Below are 19744 nucleotides of genomic sequence, written 5' to 3' on the forward strand. Positions count from 1 at the left end.
TCCCCTGCCGGGGCCGCGCACGACCCCGGCAGGCGGAGGCTCAGACGGCGCGGGTCACGCGAGGGCGGCGTCCAGCGTGATCGTGGTGCCCTTCAGGGCCTGGCTGACCGGGCAGCCCTCCTTGGCGGCCTGGGCCGCCTTCTCGAAGTCGGCGGCCGACACGCCGGGCACGCTCGCCCGGACGGTCAGGTGGACGCCGGTGATCCCCTCGCCCGGCTGGAGGGTGACGTCGGCCCTGGTGTCGACCTTCTCCGGCGGCGTGCCCGCCCCGGCGAGGGTGTGCGAGAGCGCCATCGAGTAGCAGGTCGAGTGGGCGGCGGCGATGAGCTCCTCGGGGCTGGTGCGCCCGTCCGGCTGCTCGGCGCGCGACGGCCAGGTGACCTCGAACGTGCCGACCCCGGACGAGTCCAGCGAAACCGTGCCCTGGCCCTGGAGGAGCGGGCCTTCCCAGTGTGCGTTAGCGGTACGAGTGGTAGCCATGACCCCGATTCTTCACCATGGCGGGTGCGGCCCGATCACCGCCCGCGTGCGAAGTTCCCGAACCTGGGCGAGCGGTCAGCGGGACGCGCGGTTGGCGCAGTCGGCGCAGGTGCCGAAGACCTCGACGGTGTGGGTGATGTCGACGAACCCGTGCTCGGCGCCGATCGCGTCGGCCCAGCGCTCCACGGCCGGGCCCTCGACCTCGACCGTGCGCCCGCAGCCGCGGCAGACGAGATGGTGGTGGTGCTGTTCGGTGCGGCAGGCGCGGTAGACCGCCTCGCCCTCGTCGGTGCGCAGCACGTCGACCTCGCCGGAATCGCTGAGCGCCTGGAGCGCCCGGTAGACCGTGGTCAGGCCGATCTTGGAACCGTCCGCGCGCAGGTCCGCGTAGATGTCCTGCGCGCTGCGGAATCCCTCGCAGCCTGCCAGCATCTCCCGCACCGCGTCCCGGCGGGCCGTCGTCATCCCCCAAGCACCTCCGCCTCGGCGTCCACCCCGGGCCGGACGGCGGGAATCCTCCTCCCGGCCGCGGCCCGAGCGCGTGCGCGTCGCACCAGCGTCCCCCCGAGGACTGCCGCGACGAACAGGGCGAGCGCCAGCAGCACGATCGAGGGTCCCGGGGGAAGATCGTACTCGAAGGAGCCGGCCAGCCCCGCTACGGCCGACAGTACACCGGCCGCCATCGCCAGCAGCATCGTGCCACGGAAACCGCGGGTGAGCTGCTGCGCGGCCGCGACCGGGACGACCATCAGGGCGCTGACGAGCAGCAGCCCGATCGCCCGCATCGCTATGACGACGGTGACCGCCGCCGTGACCGCGACCAGCGCGCTCAGGAACCGGACGGGCAGCCCGGACGCCCGCGCCACCTCCTCGTCCTGGCACAGCAGGAACAGCTCGCGGCCGAACAGCGTCACGATCCCGAGCACGACGACGGCGAGCGCGGCCACCACGTACAGGTCGTCCACGGTGACGCTGCTGATCGAGCCGAACAGGTAGGACTGGAGGCTCGCCCCGCCGCCGCCCTGGGCGTCGGTGAGCAGCACGCCGCCCGCGAGCCCGCCGTAGAACAGCAGCGCGAGCGCGACGTCGGCGCCGCTGCGGCTGCGGGCGCGCAGCACCTCGATCGCCACCGCGCCGAGCACCGACACCACCAGCGCGCCGAGCACCGGCGAGGTGCCGGTGAGCAGCCCGAGCCCGATGCCGGTCAGGGCGATGTGCCCGACGCCGTCGCCGAGCAGCGACAGCCTGCGCTGCACGATGAACGTGCCGACGGCGGGCGCGGTCAGCCCGATCAGCACCGCCATCACGAGCGCGACGCGCATGAAGTCGTACTGGAGCATGTCCATCACGCGCTCTCCCTCATGTCCGAGGGCGCGGCCGTGTCGTGGACGAGGCGCCCGTGCTCCAGCTCGACCGTCCTCGTGACGACCGGTTCCATGGGGCCGAGCTCGTGCGCGACGAGCACGACGGTGCGTCCGGCCCCGGCCAGGTCGCCCAGGGTCGCGGCGAGCGCGGCCTGGTGGCCCGCGTCCACCCCGGCGGTCGGCTCGTCCAGTACGAACACCTCGGGCTCCCCGGCGAGCGCGCGGGCGATCAGTACCCGCTGCTGCTGCCCGCCCGAGAGCAGGTGCGCCGACTCGCGGGCGAGCGCGGTGAGGCCGGTGGCCTCCAGCGCGCGGTCGACGGCGGCGCGGTCGGCCGCCGAGGCGGGCCGCCAGCGCGACTGCCGCGCGACGCGTCCGGACGCGACGACCTCCCGGACCGTCGAGGGCACGCCGCCGCCCATCGGCAGCCGCTGCGGCACGTACCCGACGCGCCGCCAGTCGCGGAACCGGCCGGGCGGCACCCCGTAGATCTCGGTGCGCCCGCCCGCCAGCGGGACGAGCCCGAGCAGCGCTTTGACCAGGGTGGACTTGCCCGCCCCGTTCGGTCCCATGATCGCGAGCACGTCGCCGGCGGCCACCCGCAGGTCGACGCCGTCGAGCACCGCGCGGCCGTCGCGCCGGACGAGCCCGGCCGTCATCTCGAAGGGCGGCGTACTCATGAGCACCCCAGCGCGGATCGCAGCGTCGCCAGGTTCCTCGCCATGATCGTCAGGTAGTCGTCGGACGAGCCGCTCGCGACGCCCTCCACGGGGTCGAGGACCGCCGTCCGCACCCCCGCCTCGCGCGCGAGCGCCTCCCCGACCTTGGGGCTGACCAGCGTCTCGGTGAACACGGTCGTCGCGCCCGCCGCCTTGATCTGGCCCGTCAGCTCGGCGATCCGCTTGGGCGACGGCTCGCTGGTCGGGTCCACGCCCGCGATCGGCACCTGCCGGAGGCCGTACCGCTCGGCGAGGTAGCCGAACGCGGCGTGCGCGGTGACGATCGACCGGCGCCCGCAGGTCTTCAGCCCGTCGCGGTAGTGCTGGTCGAGCCCGGTGAGCTTGGCGGCGACGGTGTTGGCACGTTCCTTGTAGGCGGTGGCGTGCTCGGGGTCGGCGGCGGCCAGCTTGCCCCCGAGCGCGGTGGCGACGGTGGCCATGCGGCTGGGGTCGAGCCAGACGTGCGGGTCGTAGTGGGCCTTCCCGTGGCCTTCCTCGTGCTCGTGGCCGTCCTCGTGCTCCTCCTCGCCCTCGGCGGGCGGGGGCAGCGTCCTGACGAGGCTCGCGGCGTCCAGCGAGGAGTCCTTGGCGTGCTTGGCGACGGCGTCGTCCACGGCGGGCTGGACGCCCTTCACGTAGACGGCGAGGCGCGCCTTATCGATCCGGGCGACCTGCTTGGCGGTCAGCTCCAGGTCGTGCGGCTCGGCGCCCGGCTTCGTCAGCGTCTGGACGGCGACGTCGGGCCCGCCGACCTCCTTCGCCAGCCACGCGACCGGGTAGAACGAGGCGACGACGTCCGTGCGGCCGGACGGCCCGTCCGCGCCGGCGCCGCCGCAGCCTGTCAGCCCGGCGAGCGCGGTGATCCCGGCGACGGCGACGGCGGCCGTGCGGGTGATGGAGGCGGGGGGCGTACTGGAGGCGGCTTTGGTTTCGGACGGCGGAGCGGTGGTCCAAGGGGTCAGCACGGAACGATTATGGATGAAGATGAAAATGATTGTCAAAACCGTCCAAAGGCCCTGGCCAGGGCGAATCCCGTCAGGACGGTCAGGGCCACCACCCGCAACACCCGTCCCTGCGCGTCGAGCCCCGGCCAGTTGAGGTAGGCGAACCAGCCCAGCGTCACTGCGAGGACCAGCAGCCCGGCGGCGGCGACCCAGCCCGTCCCGACCATGCCGACCACCAGCAGGACGAACACCGCCGCCAGCAGCAGCCCCCTCGGCATCCGGTGCAGGAACACCACCGGAGCCGCGCTCCACCGCTCGACCGCCGCCCGCATGCCCGTCGCCGGGGTCTCCGGCCACCCGCCTCGTGTGCTCACGGGGCCAAGGTACTGCGAGGATGGGGCGATGATCGCGATAACCCGGTACCGCGTGCCAGGTGAGGACGCGGGCGACTTCGCCGCCCGCATGACCGCGCTGCTGCGGACGCTGTCGGCGAGCCCGGGCTTCCGCTCGGGACGGCTCGCGAGGACCGTCGACGAGCCGGGCCTGTGGGCGCTGGTCACCGAGTGGGACGGCGCGGGCTACTACCGCCGCGCGCTCGGCGCCTACGAGGTGCGGCTGGAGTTCATCCCGCTCGCCGCCATGGCGGTGGACGAGCCCGGCGCGTACGAGGTCGTCAGCTCCGCCTGAGCCGCCCCCGGCGTCGGCCGAGGTCGGGCCGGTTCAGAAAAGGGCAACCGCCGGGCAAGAAGCGGCCGGGCCCGGTTTCACCCCGTCCGTCCATGGTCATCTTTGCCGCACACGATCATGCCGCCCGCCGCGCGGGGGACAGGGCCGCCGGGCGGGGCGCGCGTCGGGGTTCGGGGGAGATGTGATGCGCCATGCCGTCCAGATCAGTGGGATCCTCGGGGTGGCGGTCGTCGCGCCCCTGCTCGCCTGCCTGTGGCCCGCCGCCGAGCGGCCGCCGGGGATGGCGCTGGCCGGCGCGGGCGAGGACGACACCGGCGAGGCGCGGATCGTCCGGTACCACGGGGTGCGCGTGCCCGTACCGGCGGGCTGGACGGTGCACCGGCTCGACCGCGACCCGTCCCGCTGCGTCCGCTACGACCGGCACGCCGTCTACCTCGGACGCCCCGGTCCGCAGCCCGACTGCCCGGCCCGCGTGGTCGGCCGCACCGAGGTCGTCCACGTGCAGCCGCTCGACGGGCGGCCCGGGGCGGGCATGGGACCGGACGCCTCGTCCAGGACGGTGGTCCGGGGGAACCGGCTCGCCTCGTTCACGGTCCGGCCGAGCACAGGCCAGGAGACGCGCCTCGCGCTGCCCGAGGCCGGTGTCGCGATCACGGGCGTGTACGGGACCGACCCGGGCCTGCTCCAGTGGCTGCTGCGCGGCACCCGCCTGGACCAGGGAGGCCCCGCCGCGCCGCCCCGCGGCCACCGCCCGGCGGACCCGGACCCGCCCACCGACCCCGAGGACGACCCGTCCTTCACGCTGCCGCCCCTGATCGGCCCATCCGGCCCGGACGGCGAGAACGGCGAGAACGGCGACGACGGCGCCGAGACGAAGGCGGAGTCCGCGTGGGCGGCGGGCAAGGGGTTCGACACGTGCACGGCCCCCTCGCTCGCCTCGATGCGGGCGTGGCGGCCCTCCTTCAAGATCACCAACATCTACATCGGCGGCGCGGCCCGGGGATGCGCCCAGCCCAACCTCACGCGGAACTGGGTGCGGCAGGTGCGGGGGATGGGCTACCGGATCACGCCCACCTACGTCGGGCTCCAGGCGCCCTGCGGGACCCGTCCGCAGCGGTTCACCCCCGGGAACGCCGCGTCCAAGGGCAGGAAGGCGGCCGTGGACGCCGCGCGCCGGGCCAGGGCGCTCGGCATCCCGGCGCACAGGCCGATCTACTTCGACATGGAGGCCTACCGGGGGAACGCCTCGTGCCGGAAGGCCGTCCTGCGCTTCGTCAACGGGTGGGTGAAGCAGCTGAAGGGCGAGAACTACAAGCCGTGCCTGTACAGCAGCGCCGCCTCGGGCATCCGCGACGTCGGACGGGCCACCGGGATCCACCGGCCCGGCTGCGTCTGGTTCGCCAACTGGGACGGCAGGGCCCGCCTGTACGGCGATCCGTACCTGCCCGACCACTGGTGGACGCCGCACCGGAGGATCAAGCAGTACCGGGGCGGCCATCGGGAGCGGCACGGCGGCGTGACGCTCAACATCGACAGCAACATCGTCGACGGGAGCGTCTACTGACGCCCCGACCCGCCCCCGTGCCCTAAGCTGGGCGTTGCCCGGAGGCGCCGGGCCACGTCCGGGCCTCACGGCGGCATCGCGGCCGACCGCCGCGGTGCGTTCATCGGGGATCACACGCGCCACCCGCCCGCCGCCCGGCGGGGCACCAGGGGACGCACGCACTGTCCCGCCGACCGCCAGCCGGATGGAGAACCTCTCATGGCACGCCGCTCAGATGTGCTGGACACGATCGTCAACCTCGCCAAGCGGCGGGGCCTGGTCTACCCGTCGAGTGAGATCTACGGCGGGCTCCGCGCCTCCTGGGACTACGGCCCCCTCGGCGTCGAGCTGAAGAACAACGTCAAGCGCCAGTGGTGGAAGTCCATGGTGCAGGGCCGCGACGACGTCGTCGGCCTCGACTCGTGCGTCATCCTGGCGCGCGAGGTGTGGGAGGCCAGCGGGCACGTCCAGGCGTTCGTCGACCCGCTCACCGAGTGCCAGTCGTGCCACAAGCGCTTCCGCGTCGACCACCTCGAAGAGGCCTACGAGGCCAAGCACGGCCGCCCGCCCGCGGGGGGCCTGGCCGACATCACCTGCGCCAACTGCGGCGTGAAGGGCTCCTTCACCGAGCCGAAGATGTTCAACGGCCTGCTCAAGACCTACCTCGGCGTCGTCGAGGACGAGTCCGGCCTGGCCTACCTGCGTCCGGAGACGGCGCAGGGCATCTTCATCAACTACCTGAACGTCCAGCAGTCGGCGCGCCGCAAGGTGCCGTTCGGCATCGGGCAGATCGGCAAGTCGTTCCGCAACGAGGTCACGCCCGGCAACTTCATCTTCCGCACCCGCGAGTTCGAGCAGATGGAGATGGAGTTCTTCGTCAAGCCCGGCAGCGACGAGGAATGGCACCAGTACTGGATCGACGAGCGCTTCCAGTGGTACGTCGACCTCGGCGTCCGCAAGGAGAACCTGCGGCTGTACGAGCACCCGGCCGACAAGCTGTCGCACTACTCCAAGCGCACCGTCGACGTCGAGTACCGCTTCGACTTCGTCGGCACCGAGTGGGGCGAGCTGGAGGGCGTCGCCAACCGCACCGACTTCGACCTGTCGACGCACGCCAAGGCGTCCGGCGCCGACCTGTCGTTCTTCGACCAGGAGTCCGGGGACCGCTTCACCCCGTACGTGATCGAGCCCGCGGCCGGCGTCGACCGCTGCACGCTCACGTTCATGATGGACGCCTACGCCGAGGACGAGGCGCCCAACGCCAAGGGCAAGCTGGAGAAGCGCGTCGTCATGCGGCTCGACCGGCGGCTCGCCCCGGTCAAGGTCGCGGTGCTGCCGCTGTCGCGCAACGCCGACCTGTCGCCGAAGGCCCGCGACCTCGCCGCGCAGCTGCGCCGCAACTGGAACGTCGACTTCGACGACGCGGGCGCCATCGGCCGCCGCTACCGCCGCCAGGACGAGATCGGCACGCCGTTCTGCGTCACCGTCGACTTCGACACCCTCGACGACGAGGCCGTCACCGTCCGTGAACGCGACTCGATGAGCCAGGAGCGCATCGCGCTCAGCCAGGTCGAGTCGTTCCTGGCCGCGCAGCTCGTCGGCTGCTGATCGTCCGCCTGGACGGGCCGCCTCCCTTCTCAGGGGGGCGGCCCGCGCGGTTTCCGGGGCGGGGACCACGCGTGTTCCTGGGCTAGGTTGGACGGGACGGGCGCCGCGTCCGGGAACCGCACGATCACCGACGGGAGGGCTACGGGTGGCCGACACGCGCGACCCCCGCGTCCCCACCGTCCCACTCGTCCCGCGCGTCCCACCGGCACGGTACGGGAGGCTCGCGCGGCTGGTCGTCATCGCGCTCGGCCTGGTCGGTTTCGTGGCCGCCCCGGCCGGAGCACCCGCCACGCCCGCCCCTGCCGCGGGCAGCTCCGTTACCAGCATCGCCTCGGCCGTCGCCGCCCACGCCCCCGCTCGCGGCCGCACCGCCGAACGCCACCGGGACGGGCGCGCCAAGGCCGCCGCCGCGGTCGCCGCACGGCACACCACCGCCGCGCCCTCGCACGGCTGGCACGCGGCGCTTCCCGCACCCGAACTCCAGGTCGGGCCACCGCCCGCCTGGCTCGACCGTCCGGCGCGGGCGCCGTCCCGCCTCGCCGCCGCCTTCGGGGACGCGCCGCGCGGCCGTTCCCCGCCCACCTCCACAGGGATCTAGACGTTCCTGTCCGCGGTGCCGCACGCCCATCGGGCGGCGGCGCCGAAGCTCCGTGTGGAGGTCCTCCCTTGTCTCGCGCCAACGTGGTGCGGGCGGTACTGGCGTTCGCCGTGCTCGCCTCGTCGCTGTTCCTGACCCTGACCAGACCCGCCAAGCTCGGCCTCGACCTGCGCGGCGGCACCCAGATCGTCCTGGAGACGCGGGACTCCCCGGCCGCCAAGGCCGACCGGGAGTCCACCGACCGCGCCCGGGAGGTCCTGCACCGCCGGATCGACGCGCTGGGCGTCGCCGAGTCCTCGATCACCCGGTCCGGCGACCGGCGGCTGATCGTCGAGCTGCCCGACGTCCAGGACCCCTCGCACGCCGCGTCGGTGTTCGGCAAGACCGCGCAGCTCACCGCCCATCCCGTCAGCGCGGCGCCGCCCAAGCAGGGGGAGCGGACGATCCAGGACGAGAGCGGACGTCCGATCACGATCGGGCCCGCCGCGCTCACCGGCGACGGCATCGGCTCCGCGTCCGCGAGCCTCGACCCGCAGGGGCTCGGCGGCTGGGCCGTCGACATCGGCTTCCGCGGCGATGGCGGCAGGATCTGGGAGCGGCTGACCGCCAACGCGGCCTGCGCCCAGGGGGACGAGCGGCGCGTCGCGATCGTCCTGGACGGCCGGGTGATCTCCTCCCCGCAGGTCAACGAGAGCGTGGCCTGCGGCGTCGGGATCACCGGCGGGTCCACGCAGATCACCGGGAACTTCGGCGCGAAGGAGGCCAACGACCTCGCGGCGCTGGTGGAGGGCGGCGCGCTGCCCGTGCCCGTGACGATCATCGAGCAGCGGGTGGTCGGCCCCACGCTCGGCGAGGCCGCGATCGACGCGAGCGCGCGGGCCGCCGTGATCGGCGTGCTGCTGACCGGGCTGTTCATCGTTGCCGTCTACCGGCTCGTCGGGCTGCTGGCGACCGTCGCGCTCGCCGGGTACGCGCTCATCTCCTACGCCGCGCTCGTCGCGGTCGGCGCCACGTTGACGCTGCCCGGGCTCGCCGGGTTCGTGCTGGCCGTTGGCATGGCGATCGACGCGAACGTGCTGGCGTTCGAGCGGGCCAGGGAGGAGCGCGCCGCCGTGCCCAAGCGGACGCCCCGCGCCGCGCTCGCCATCGGCTTCGACCGGGCGTGGTCGGCGATCGCCGACTCCGCCGTCACGACGCTGCTGGCCGGAGGGCTGCTGTTCTTCCTGGCGTCCGGGCCGGTGAAGGGCTTCGGCGTCACGCTGACGATCGGCGTCCTCGGCTCGCTGGTGTCGGCGATGCTGCTCAGCCGCGTCCTCACCGATGCCGCGCTCGCCCGCATGCCCCGGCTCGCCCGGTCGAGGGCGGGCGGTCTCGGCGGCGCCGGACGACTCCGCCGCTGGCTGGAGGACCGCCAACCCGACCTGATGCGGCGGCGCCGGCTCTGGCTCGGCGTGTCCGCGCTCGCCGTCGTCCTCGCCGTGACCGGGATCTTCTCGCGCGGCCTGAACTGGGGCGTGGAGTTCACCGGCGGGCGGCTCGTCGAGTACTCCACGTCCCGCCCCGTGGACATCGACGCCGCGCGCTCCGCCGTCGCCTCCGCCGGGTTCCCGCGCGCGGTCGTGCAGACCTCCGGCGACGACGACATCTCCGTCCGGACGTCGGGCCTCGACAACGCCCAGGAGAAGCGCGTCCGGGACGCGCTCGCCGAGCGGGGCGGCACCGTCACCAAGCAGCGCGACGAGCTGATCGGGCCGAGCCTCGGCGGTGAGCTGCGGGTCAAGGCGATGATCGCGCTCGGGGTCGCGCTCGCCGTCCAGCTCGCCTACCTGACGATCAGGTTCCGCTGGAGCTTCGGCGCGGGCGCCGTTCTTGCGATGCTGCACGACGTGCTCGTGGTCACGGGCGTGTTCGCCTGGCTGGGCAAGCCGATCGACGGGGTGTTCCTCGCCGCGCTGCTCACGGTCATCGGCTACTCGGTGAACGACTCGGTCGTGGTGTTCGACCGCGTCCGGGAGCTGTGGGGCGCGCGGCCGGAGGCGCCGTTCGCGCGGGTCGCGAACCTGGGCGCGCTCCAGACCGTCCCACGCACCGTCAACACCGGCATGGGCGCCGTGTTCATCCTGGCGGCGCTCGCGGTGCTCGGCGGCGACTCCCTCACCGACTTCGCGATCGCGCTGCTCGTCGGCATCGGCGTCGGAACCTACTCCAGCGTCTTCACCGCGACGCCGCTGGCGGTCGTCTTCGAGCGGTTCTCGTCGGCGCCGCCGCCTCGCCCTCGCGCGGCGGCGGCGCCCACCAAACGGAACCGGCGCGCCCCGGGCGACTCCGGTGCCGTCGTGTAGGCCGTCACCTCCGGAGGCCGGAGCCCTTCAGTGGCGCCCGCAGGCTCTCGCCGAGGCAGGCGATCTGGCGGACGCCCGCCGTCCACTCGACCTGGCGAGGGTAGAGCCACGCGATCTGCTCGGGCTCGCGGCCGGGGGTGAACGCCCGGGCCGAACGCCGGTTGCAGAGCTTGTCGGCCCGGTTCTCGATCGCGTCCTGCCCGGGGTAGGCCCCGGCCGGCAGGTTCTGCACCCAGTACACGACGGTCCAGTGCGGACCCGAGCAGGGCCGGCCCGGCAGGCTCCCGGTGCCGTCCGCCCGCTTCCCGAAGCAGTCGCCGACCGCGAACTCGCCGAGGGTCTTCGCCTTCGGGTCCACCGACGCCGCGATCGGGGCCGTGAGCCTCCCCGGGCCCGTGTAGCGGACGGCGCACGTCACGCCCCGGTCGCCCCTGTCCCACCCGAAGCTGTCCGGCTGGATGGAGTAGATGTGCAGGTCGTTGGCGAACCGGCTCTTGGCCAGCGACCTGAGCTCGCGCACGCACGCCGCGGTCGCCTGGACGATCACCTCCCCGTCGCCCGGATAGGGGCCGTCGGCGAGCCGCGTCTTCGCCATGATCTCGCCGTCGTGCGGGCGGGAGCAGGGCAGCGCTGTGACGAGGCGGTCGCTGGTGTTCCGGTTGAACCCGGTGAAGCAGTCCCCGACCCGCAGCGTCGCGATGAAGACCTTGCTGCTCCCGCGGATGTGGCCCGCCTCGTCCCGGTCCGCCGAGACCAGCGAGGAGACCACCATGACCGCCACCACCGCCACGGCCACGCCCCAGGTGAGGGACGCGGCGATGCCGCCGATCGCGAGCCCCTTGCCCTTCCCGCCGCGCCGCGCGATCCGGACCAGGGCGACGATGCCGAACCCGATCCCGAACAGCGCCAGCCCGCAGAGCCCGGTGACGAGGGAGACGATCGCGAACGGCTCCCTGCGCTCGTCGCCCCAGGGGTCGGCCCACGGGTCGGAGGCCGACCCGGCCGGCGGGAGAGGAGGAGGTCCGGCCGGGCCAGGGGGAGGGGGAGGGGTCGGCCCGGCCGGACCTGAGGACGGGGGCGAGGGCTCCCCCGGGAGCGCCCGATCCGGTGCCGGTTCGGGCCTCTCCGAAAAGTCGTCAGTACTCGGTGGCGTGCTCACGGAGGGACCCTAGCGAGCGCCGCCGGGCGCACATCTGATTGACAAGAGTTGACTCCAAGTCGTGATCATTGCTTAAAGTCACTGAAGCGTCACTTCGGTTCAGGCCCGGGTCGGCTGGGGGACGACCGGCTCGCTGAGCCGGCTGCCGCTGCCCTTGGGGGCGGTCACGTAGCAGACGACCGAGCGGTCGCCCGACTCCCAGCCCGCCTTGGACGTGTGCCCGAACCAGCCGTTGACCGGTACCCGCGGCCGGTGCTTCCTGAAGAGGCTCGCCATTCTGCGCTGGCACCCCGCCCCGGCCTTCTTCTCGACGGCCCTGTCGCCCGGGAACGGGCCGCGCGGCAGCGAGTACCGGTGCGTGAGCTGCGCGTCGTGCCGCTTCATGCAGTCGATGAGGCGGACGCTGGGGGCGTCCTTCTTCTTCGGCAGGTCGAAGCAGGCCCCCGCCTGGAGTTCGTTCCACCTGCGCAACTCGTATCCGAGGGCGCTCACCGGCCCGGTGAGCCGGGTCGTCTCCGGCCCGGCGACCGCACACCGTACTTCGCGGTCGCGCGGCCAGGTGGCCTTCTGCGGCGGGAGCGCCACGATCTCGCCGCCCTCGACCGGCATGATGGTGTGGAAGCGCTCCTTCAACCGCTGGTCGCAGCCCTTGCGGCCGGCGATGCTCGCCTCGTCCTGACCGGGCCACGCGCTCTCCGGCAGGTTGTAGGCGGCGACGACCTCCGCCTCGTGCGGACGGTCGCACGGGACGAGTTCGGTCTCGGTGTCCAGCCGTCCGCGCGGGAGGTCGAAGCACTCGCCGACCTTGGGATACACGAGGACGGTCGGTGCGTCCCCGGCGGCGGTCCCGTCCCTCGGGTCCCGCACGGCCAGCAGCAGGGCAGCGCCGATCGAGACGACCACCACCCAGGTCAGCGCGGCGGCGAGGCCGCCGACGGCGAGCCCCCTGCCCTGCGCGCCGGTGCGGCCCGTCCGCACGAACACGGCGATCGCGAATCCGATCGTGAGCACGACCATCCCGAGGAGGCCGGTGACCAGCGCGGCGATCGCCAGCCTGTCCGTCGGACGGCGCGGGGGCGCGAACAACGCCCCGTACGGCTGCCCCTCCGCCGCGGGCCACTGCGCCGCTCCCGGCATCGGGGGCGGTGCGGGCGCGCCGGGCGGCGGGGGCGGTGTCACCGGGGCCCAGGCCGGAGTCGGAGCCGGAGCGGGGTGGGATCGCGTTTCCTCGGGAGGCGGGTCGTCGTTCGGTGGCATGATCACGTCCGGGACGGTAACCAGGGCGTCCGACAAAAGCGGCATTCTCCGCAAAGTCCGTAGTCAAGTTGTGATCATGGAACGTGACAGGTGACGCGCCGCCGGGCGCCGTTCACCCGCTGATGATCTCCGCTCCTTCCGTCGGACACCCGGCCCTGGTGATCTTCTCCAGGTTCGTCCCATTGCTGCGGAAGGTTTACTTGTGTCTCGTTTGTCCCGATGGTTGGGTGTACCGGCCCTGGTCGCGCTCGCAGCCGGCACGGCGGTCCCGGCAGCGCACGCAGGGCAGGCAGCGCCCGTCGACGTCCAGCTCCTCTCCATCACCGACTTCCACGGCTACCTCCAGCCCTACAACGACGCCGCGAACGGCGAGGTGCAGCTCCCGGACGGCACGAAGATCAAGGTGGGCGGCGCCGCGTACAACGCCGCGCACCTCAAGCGGCTGCGCGAGGGCCAGCGCAACTCGATCCTGTTCTCGGTCGGGGACAACTTCAGCGGCTGGCCGTTCGAGGTCGACGCGTTCCGCGACGAGCCGACCGTCGAGGTCCTCAACAAGCTCGGCGTCCAGTTCTCGGCGACCGGCAACCACGAGCTGGACGTGTCCGCCGGGTTCCTCAAGGACCACATGGAGCGCGGCCGCTGCTTCGGCGAGGTGAACGTGGACAGCTGCTTCACCGACTCCACCGGCAGGCGGTTCCGCGGCGCGCGGTTCCCCTTCCTCAGCGGGAACATCGTCAGCGCGAGGTCGGGCAGGCCGATCCTCCCGCCCTACAACATCCAGTGGGTGAGCGGCGACCGCGGCCGCAAGATGCCGGTCGGGTTCATCAACCTGACCGTCCCGGACACGCCCGTCGGCTCCACCTCCTACCAGCCCGAGCTGCGCGCCCTCCCGCTGCTGGAGACCGCGAACCGGTACGCGGCCGAGCTGAAGCGGCAGGGGGTGCGGGCGATCGTCGCGAACGTCCACGACGGCGGCTCGGCGGACGGCGCGGGCTTCAACGGCTGCAAGGCGCCCTGGGGCCCGGTCATCGACTTCGCGAAGCAGGCGTCCCCCGACATCGACGCGATCTTCACCGGGCACTGGCACGCCGGGTTCAACTGCGTGATCCCCGACCCGGCGGGCGCGCCGCGTCCGGTGATCGAGGGCCTCAACCACGGCCGCCTGATCAGCGAGATCGACCTGCGGCTCGACCGGAGCGGCGAGGTGCTGCGGGGCGAGACCAGGGCCGTCAACCACCCGGTGACCCGCGACGTCCCCGCCGACCCGGAGGTCAAGCGGATCGCCGACTACTGGAAGGCGCGCGGCGACCAGCGGTTCGCCGAGCCCGTCGCCCGGCAGAAGGGCGACTTCACCCGGACGCAGAACGCCCAGGGCGAGAGCACCATGGGCGACCTCGCGGCCGACGTCCAGTACTGGACGGCCGGGCAGTCCCGGAAGGGCCGCGCCGACCTCGCCCTCGTCGCGACCAAGCCGCTCAAGGGCTCCAACGCCGTCACCCGCGACCTGCCCTACGCGAAGGGCACCGGCGCCGGGGACGAGGACGGCCGCGTGACCTTCGGTGAGGCCTGGAACGCCTACGGGTACGGCAACCCGGTCCTGACCGTCTCGGTGACCGGCGAGCAGATCCACCAGGCCCTGGAGCAGCAGTGGCAGGGCGGGAAGTTCGCGCCGTTCGCGGTGTCCGGGAACGTCCGGTACCGGTACGACGCGTCCCGTCCGGAGGGCGACCGCGTCGACCCCGCGGACGTCAGCATCGGCGGCCGCCCGCTCGACCCGGCGCGGCGGTACCGGCTGGCCGCGCTCGCCTACACGCTGATCGGCGCCGACGGCTACACCGCGTTCACCGGATTCGGCGACGCCTACCGCAACGACCTGCCCGACCACGAGGCGTTCATCGCCTACCTCAAGGCCAAGGGCACGATCGAGCCCGCGCCCCTGAACCGCGTCACCGCGGGCTGACGCCGTACCGGACAAGGTCCCCGTGGCCGGGGGACGCACCCGGCCACGGATCGGCCCCCGCTCAGGCGAGCGGCGGCGACTGCTCTTCGGTTTCCGCTCAGGCGAGCGGCGACTGGTGCTCGTCGGTCTCCGCCATGATGACCTGCATCACCGCGTTGATCAGCGCCAGGTGCGTGAACGCCTGCGGGAAGTTGCCGAGGTGCCGCCCGGTGTGCGGGTCGATCTCCTCGGCGTAGAGCTGCAACGGGCTCGCATACGACAGCAGCTTCTCGCACAGCGCCCGCGCCCGCTCCAGCTCACCGATCATCACCAGTGTGCTGACCAGCCAGAACGAGCAGATCGTGAAGGTGCCCTCCTCCGACTCGAAACCGTCGTCGGTCTCGGTCGCCCGGTACCGCAGGACGAGGTCGTCCTCCGACAGCTCGTCGGCGATCGCGAGGACGGTCTCGCGCACCCGCTTGTCGTCGGCGGGCAGGAACCCCAGCAGCGGGATCAGCAGCGCCGACGCGTCCAGCGTCGTCGCCCCGTAGTGCGCGGTGAACACGCCCCGCTCGTCGAGCGCGTTGGCGAGCACGTCGGCGTGGATCTCGTCGGCCGCGTCCTGCCAGCGGACCGCCCGGTCCTGGTCGCCGCGCACCCGCGCGAGCCGTGCGCCGCGGTCGGCCGCCACCCAGCAGAAGATCTTGGACGAGGTGAAGTGCTGCGGCTCCCCGCGCACCTCCCACATGCCACAGTCCGGGATCTTCCAGTTGGCGAGCGCGTCCTCGACCTGCTTGACGACGATCTTCCAGAGCCGGTCGTCGAGCCGGTCGCGCTTGCGCACGAACAGGTAGATGGAGCCGATGATCGCGCCCCACACGTCGTGCTGCGCCTGCATGTACGCCTCGTTGCCGATGCGCACCGGACGGGCGTTGTCGTAGCCGGACAGGTGCTCCAGCGTCGACTCGGGCAGCTCCTCGCGCCCGTCCAGCCCGTACATGATCTGGAGCTTGCCCTCGGCCGCCTCGGCGACGTCGGTGATGAAGTAGAAGAAGTCGTTGGCCTCCCAGTCGTAGCCGAGCGTGTAGAACGCCCACAGCGCCATCGTGGAGTCGCGGATCCAGGTGTAGCGGTAGTCCCAGTTCCGGTCCCCGCCCGGCGTCTCGGGCAGCGACGTCGTCGCCGCGGCCGCCACCGCACCCGACGGCGCGAACGTCAGCCCCTTCAGCGTCAGCGCACTGCGCTGGAGGTGGCTGCGCCACGGATGGTCGGGGAAGCGCCCCCGGTCCAGCCAGTGCTGCCAGTGGTGGACGGTCCAGACGAGCCGCTCCTGCGCGGCCGCGTAGCTGGCGGGCGCCTCGTGCTCGCTCCACGACAGCGCGACGAACCGCGCCTCGCCCTGCTTGAGCAGCGTCCTGGACGTGGCGAGCGACCCCTCGAAGCCGACGTTCATGTCGGTGGTGAGCCGCAGCCCGATCCCGTTCCCGCGCGCGACCGCCTCGTGGTACCCGGAGCCGGTGTGCTCCCAGCGGGCGGGCGTCTGCCCGTAGTCGAAGACCGGCATGCAGTCGAGCCTGACCTGCACCTGCCCGTTGACGCACCGCACCATCCGCAGCAGGACGTGGTCGGCGTCATAGTCGGTGGGCGCCCTGCGGTGGGTGTGGGAGCGTTCCGTCTCGTGGTGCCAGGGCCCCATGAGCAGGGCGTCGGTCACCACCAGCCAGCCCCCGTGCACCCACCATGTGGTCTCCATCACCATCGTGCCCGGTATGTAGCGTTGCGCGGCGGGCACCTCCACGCCCGCCGGGCCGACCCGGAAGTACCCGGCGTCCCGGTCCAGGATGGAGCCGAACACGCTGGGCGAGTCCATCCGCGGCAGGCACATCCACTCGATGTTGCCGCTCGGGGCGACCAGCGCTGTCGTCTCGCAGTCGGACAGGAACCCGAAATCGGCGATGGGGGCGAACGGATCTCCCGCCCGGCCACCCGCGACCTTCGGCCTCACGACCTCACCTCCCTGATCCATCATTCCCTCTCTCCCGCGATGCGTACGCCACGGCGGGCGGAGTGTCCCCCGCGCTCGCCCTGCCGTCCGCCCGCCGTTCCCCCGGCCCGGCGCGGCGCCCGTCGAAGCGGACTGGATTAGACCACTATCCAGCCTCTGACCTGGGCATACGTTCTGCCGAGGACGGGGCGCCGAGGAAGACCCGACATCGCGGGTACAGTCCGGGCAAACAGGGCAGCGGACCCTCCGCCGCCTGGGGAAACGCCGTCGCCTGCGCAGACACCGTCGCCTGGGGAGTCGCGACGGCGGCCGTCCCCGGGGGAGCCGGGTTCGGAACTGCCGCTGGGTGGAACCGGAGCGAGAAGGAGCTCCCCGTGGCGAAGTTCGTGTACGACTTCACTGAGGGAAACAAGGACCTCAAGGATCTGCTGGGAGGCAAGGGCGCCAACCTGGCCGAGATGACCAACCTCGGCCTGCCGGTCCCTCCCGGATTCACGATCACCGCGGAGGCGTGCCGGCACTACCTCGCGCACGGGTCGCCGCCCGAGGGACTGGCCGGCGAGGTGGACCGCCACCTCGCCGCGCTGGAGGAGGCGATGGGCAAGCGGCTCGGCCACCCCGACGACCCGCTGCTGGTCAGCGTCCGGTCGGGGGCCAAGTTCAGCATGCCGGGGATGATGGAGACCGTCCTCAACGTCGGGTTGAACGACGAGTCGGTGCGGGGCCTCGCCGCCCAGTCGGGCGACGAGCGGTTCGCGTGGGACTCCTACCGGCGGCTGATCCAGATGTTCGGCAGGACCGTCCTCGGGATCGACGGCGACGAGTTCGAGGACGCCGTCGAGGACGTCAAGGACGCCCGCGGCACCAAGGACGACGCCGACCTGCTCGCCGAGGACTACCGCGACCTCGTCGGGCGCTTCAAGGCCATCGTGCGCGACCGGGCGGGACGGGAGTTCCCCTCCGACCCGCGCGAGCAGATGGACCTCGCCGTCCGGGCCGTGTTCGACTCCTGGAACGCCCCCCGCGCGATCCTGTACCGCCGCCAGGAGCGCATCCCCGTCGACCTCGGCACCGCCGTGAACATCTGCTCGATGGTCTTCGGCAACCTCGGCGCCGACTCCGGGACGGGCGTCGCCTTCACCCGCGACCCCGCCACCGGGCAGCAGGGGATCTACGGCGACTACCTCCAGAACGCGCAGGGCGAGGACGTCGTCGCCGGCATCCGCAACACGGTTGCGCTGACCGAGCTGGAGCGCATCGACAAGGGCTCCTACGACCGCCTCCTTGAGATCATGGAGACGCTGGAGAACCACTACCGCGACATGTGCGACATCGAGTTCACGATCGAGCGCGGCAAGCTGTGGATGCTCCAGACCCGGGTCGGCAAGCGCACCGCCGCCGCGGCGTTCCGCATCGCCTGCCAGCTCCTCGACCAGGGCCTCATCGACGTGGACGAGGCCGCCCGCCGCGTCACCGGCGGCCAGCTCGCCCAGCTCATGTTCCCGCGCTTCGCCACCGGCGGCGGGGGCGGCGACGTCACACGGTTGACGACCGGGATGAACGCCTCGCCGGGCGCCGCCGTCGGCAAGGTCGTGTTCACCTCCGAGCGTGCCGTGGAGCTGGCCGGCCGCGGCGAGGACGTCATCCTCGTCCGCCGCGAGACCAACCCCGACGACCTCGCCGGGATGGTCGCGGCCAGGGGCGTGCTGACGTCCCGGGGCGGCAAGACCTCGCACGCCGCCGTCGTCGCGCGCGGCATGGGCAAGACCTGCGTCTGCGGCGCCGAGGAGCTCGACGTGGACGTCAAGGCGGGGCGCTTCACCGCGCCCGGCGGCGTCACCGTGGGCGAGGGCGAGGTGATCTCCATCGACGGCTCGTCCGGCGAGGTCTACCTCGGCGAGGTGCCGGTGGAGGACTCGCCCGTCGTCCGCTACTTCGAGGGCGAGCTGACCGATGCGAGCGGCGACGAGCTGGTCCGGGCCGTCGACCGGATCATGGCGCACGCCGACGCGCGCGCCGCGCTGAAGGTCCGCGCGAACGCCGACACCCCCGAGGACGCCGCTCGCGCCCGCCGCTTCGGCGCCGCCGGGATCGGGCTCTGCCGCACCGAGCACATGTTCCTCGGCGACCGCCGGCAGCTCGTCGAGAAGCTGATCCTCGCCGAGGACGACGCCGGGCGCCAGGCGGCGCTGGACGCCCTCGAACCACTCCAGCGCCAGGACTTCGAGGGCATCTTCGAGGCCATGGACGGGCTGCCGGTCACGATCCGGCTCATCGACCCGCCGCTGCACGAGTTCCTCCCCGACATCACCGAGCTGTCGGTCAAGGTGGCCCTCGCCGGAGACGGCGCGGACCCGCAGGACCGGAGACTGCTCGAGGCAGTCAACCGACTGCACGAACAGAACCCTATGTTGGGACTGCGGGGTGTGCGCCTCGGTTTGGTGATTCCCGGGTTGTTCTCGATGCAGGTTCGAGCGATAGCCGAGGCCGCGGCGTCGCGGCGGCGCGCGGGCGGCGACCCCCGTCCGGAGATCATGATCCCGCTCGTGGGCGCCGTGCAGGAGCTGGAGGCCGTCCGCGAGGAGGCCCGCGGCATCCTGGACGAGGTGCGCGACGCCACCGGGGTCGACGTCCCGGCGCTGATCGGCACCATGATCGAGCTGCCGCGGGCCGCGCTGACCGCCGGGCAGATCGCCGAGGCCGCCGAGTTCTTCTCCTTCGGCACCAACGACCTCACCCAGACGACGTGGGGCTTCTCCCGCGACGACGTCGAGGCCGCGTTCTTCTCGCGGTACCTGGAGCTCGGCATCTTCGGCGTCTCGCCGTTCGAGACCCTCGACCGCGACGGCGTCGGGCGGCTCGTCCGCATCGCCGCCGAGGAGGGCCGCAAGGCACGGCCGGGGATCAAGCTCGGCATCTGCGGCGAGCACGGCGGCGACCCCGACTCCGTCCACTTCTGCCACGAGGTCGGCCTGGACTACGTGTCCTGCTCGCCGTTCCGCATCCCGATCGCCAGGCTGGAGGCGGGACGCGCCGCGATCGAGGCGGACGTCGCCTCGAACGGAGCCTCCGGGGGTAGTGACAGCCGTTAGCCAGCTG

16 protein-coding genes are annotated in these 19744 nt (G+C 72.7%); 7 read left to right on the plus strand and 9 right to left on the minus strand.

Annotation, left to right across the window (positions count from 1 at the left end; genetic code table 11):
* Positions 1-54: 54 nt before the first annotated feature.
* The 6 genes from K2F47_RS05795 to K2F47_RS05820 all read right to left on the minus strand — a co-directional run bounded on the left by K2F47_RS05795 (position 55) and on the right by K2F47_RS05820 (position 3881).
* Positions 55-480, minus strand: coding sequence for an OsmC family protein (locus K2F47_RS05795; protein WP_242901679.1), 426 nt, complete (start codon positions 478-480; stop codon positions 55-57).
* A 75-nt stretch (positions 481-555) separates the two neighbouring features.
* Positions 556-945: a Fur family transcriptional regulator gene (locus K2F47_RS05800; RefSeq protein WP_242901680.1), complete on the minus strand. Its 390-nt coding sequence runs from the start codon at positions 943-945 to the stop codon at positions 556-558.
* On the minus strand, positions 942-1829 hold the full coding sequence (locus K2F47_RS05805) for a metal ABC transporter permease (protein WP_242901681.1): 888 nt from the start codon (positions 1827-1829) through the stop codon (positions 942-944). The genes K2F47_RS05800 and K2F47_RS05805 overlap by 4 nt, the downstream gene beginning before the upstream one ends.
* Positions 1826-2524: a metal ABC transporter ATP-binding protein gene (locus K2F47_RS05810; protein WP_242901682.1), complete on the minus strand. Its 699-nt coding sequence runs from the start codon at positions 2522-2524 to the stop codon at positions 1826-1828. Before K2F47_RS05810 ends, K2F47_RS05805 begins: the two co-directional genes overlap by 4 nt.
* Complete coding sequence (locus K2F47_RS05815; RefSeq protein ID WP_242901683.1) at positions 2521-3528, minus strand: metal ABC transporter substrate-binding protein; 1008 nt, start codon at positions 3526-3528, stop codon at positions 2521-2523. Before K2F47_RS05815 ends, K2F47_RS05810 begins: the two co-directional genes overlap by 4 nt.
* 32 nt (positions 3529-3560) lie before the next feature.
* The gene (locus tag K2F47_RS05820) at positions 3561-3881 is read right to left on the minus strand and encodes a DUF6703 family protein (protein ID WP_242901684.1); all 321 of its coding nucleotides are present in this window, start codon (positions 3879-3881) and stop codon (positions 3561-3563) included.
* Between the two features lie 28 nt (positions 3882-3909).
* Between K2F47_RS05820 and K2F47_RS05825 the strand changes: the two genes are divergently transcribed.
* The 5 genes from K2F47_RS05825 (at position 3910) to secD (ending at position 10285) form a co-directional block, all read left to right on the plus strand.
* A complete protein-coding gene (locus K2F47_RS05825) occupies positions 3910-4194 on the plus strand; it encodes an antibiotic biosynthesis monooxygenase family protein (RefSeq protein ID WP_242901685.1) in 285 nt (94 codons plus the stop codon).
* A 184-nt stretch (positions 4195-4378) separates the two neighbouring features.
* Positions 4379-5758 carry a DUF1906 domain-containing protein gene (locus K2F47_RS05830; RefSeq protein ID WP_242901686.1) on the plus strand — a complete coding sequence of 460 codons (1380 nt, stop codon included), beginning with the start codon at positions 4379-4381 and terminating at the stop codon, positions 5756-5758.
* A 198-nt stretch (positions 5759-5956) separates the two neighbouring features.
* Complete coding sequence (locus tag K2F47_RS05835) at positions 5957-7345, plus strand: glycine--tRNA ligase (RefSeq protein ID WP_242901687.1); 1389 nt, start codon at positions 5957-5959, stop codon at positions 7343-7345.
* A 145-nt stretch (positions 7346-7490) separates the two neighbouring features.
* Positions 7491-7943 carry a hypothetical protein gene (locus tag K2F47_RS05840; RefSeq protein WP_242901688.1) on the plus strand — a complete coding sequence of 151 codons (453 nt, stop codon included), beginning with the start codon at positions 7491-7493 and terminating at the stop codon, positions 7941-7943.
* Positions 7944-8011: 68 nt separating this feature from the next.
* Positions 8012-10285: a protein translocase subunit SecD gene (gene secD, locus K2F47_RS05845; protein WP_242901689.1), complete on the plus strand. Its 2274-nt coding sequence runs from the start codon at positions 8012-8014 to the stop codon at positions 10283-10285.
* Between the two features lie 4 nt (positions 10286-10289).
* On the opposite strand, the gene K2F47_RS05850 is transcribed toward secD, so the two are convergent.
* Positions 10290-11444 carry a DUF4190 domain-containing protein gene (locus K2F47_RS05850; RefSeq protein ID WP_242901690.1) on the minus strand — a complete coding sequence of 385 codons (1155 nt, stop codon included), beginning with the start codon at positions 11442-11444 and terminating at the stop codon, positions 10290-10292.
* A 99-nt stretch (positions 11445-11543) separates the two neighbouring features.
* The gene (locus tag K2F47_RS05855; RefSeq protein WP_242902584.1) at positions 11544-12701 is read right to left on the minus strand and encodes a DUF4190 domain-containing protein; all 1158 of its coding nucleotides are present in this window, start codon (positions 12699-12701) and stop codon (positions 11544-11546) included.
* A gap of 223 nt (positions 12702-12924) precedes the next feature.
* On the opposite strand from K2F47_RS05855, the gene K2F47_RS05860 reads away from it, so the two are divergent.
* Positions 12925-14661, plus strand: coding sequence for a bifunctional metallophosphatase/5'-nucleotidase (locus tag K2F47_RS05860; protein WP_242901691.1), 1737 nt, complete (start codon positions 12925-12927; stop codon positions 14659-14661).
* Positions 14662-14758: 97 nt separating this feature from the next.
* Here the strand turns inward: K2F47_RS05860 and K2F47_RS05865 are convergent, their stop codons facing one another.
* Complete coding sequence (locus K2F47_RS05865; RefSeq protein ID WP_242901692.1) at positions 14759-16645, minus strand: glycoside hydrolase family 15 protein; 1887 nt, start codon at positions 16643-16645, stop codon at positions 14759-14761.
* 374 nt (positions 16646-17019) lie between these two features.
* On the opposite strand from K2F47_RS05865, the gene ppdK reads away from it, so the two are divergent.
* A complete protein-coding gene (gene ppdK, locus K2F47_RS05870; protein WP_242901693.1) occupies positions 17020-19737 on the plus strand; it encodes a pyruvate, phosphate dikinase in 2718 nt (905 codons plus the stop codon).
* Positions 19738-19744: the final 7 nt, after the last annotated feature.

The organism is Actinomadura terrae (assembly GCF_022751215.1).
GTDB classification, from domain to species: domain Bacteria; phylum Actinomycetota; class Actinomycetes; order Streptosporangiales; family Streptosporangiaceae; genus Spirillospora; species Spirillospora terrae.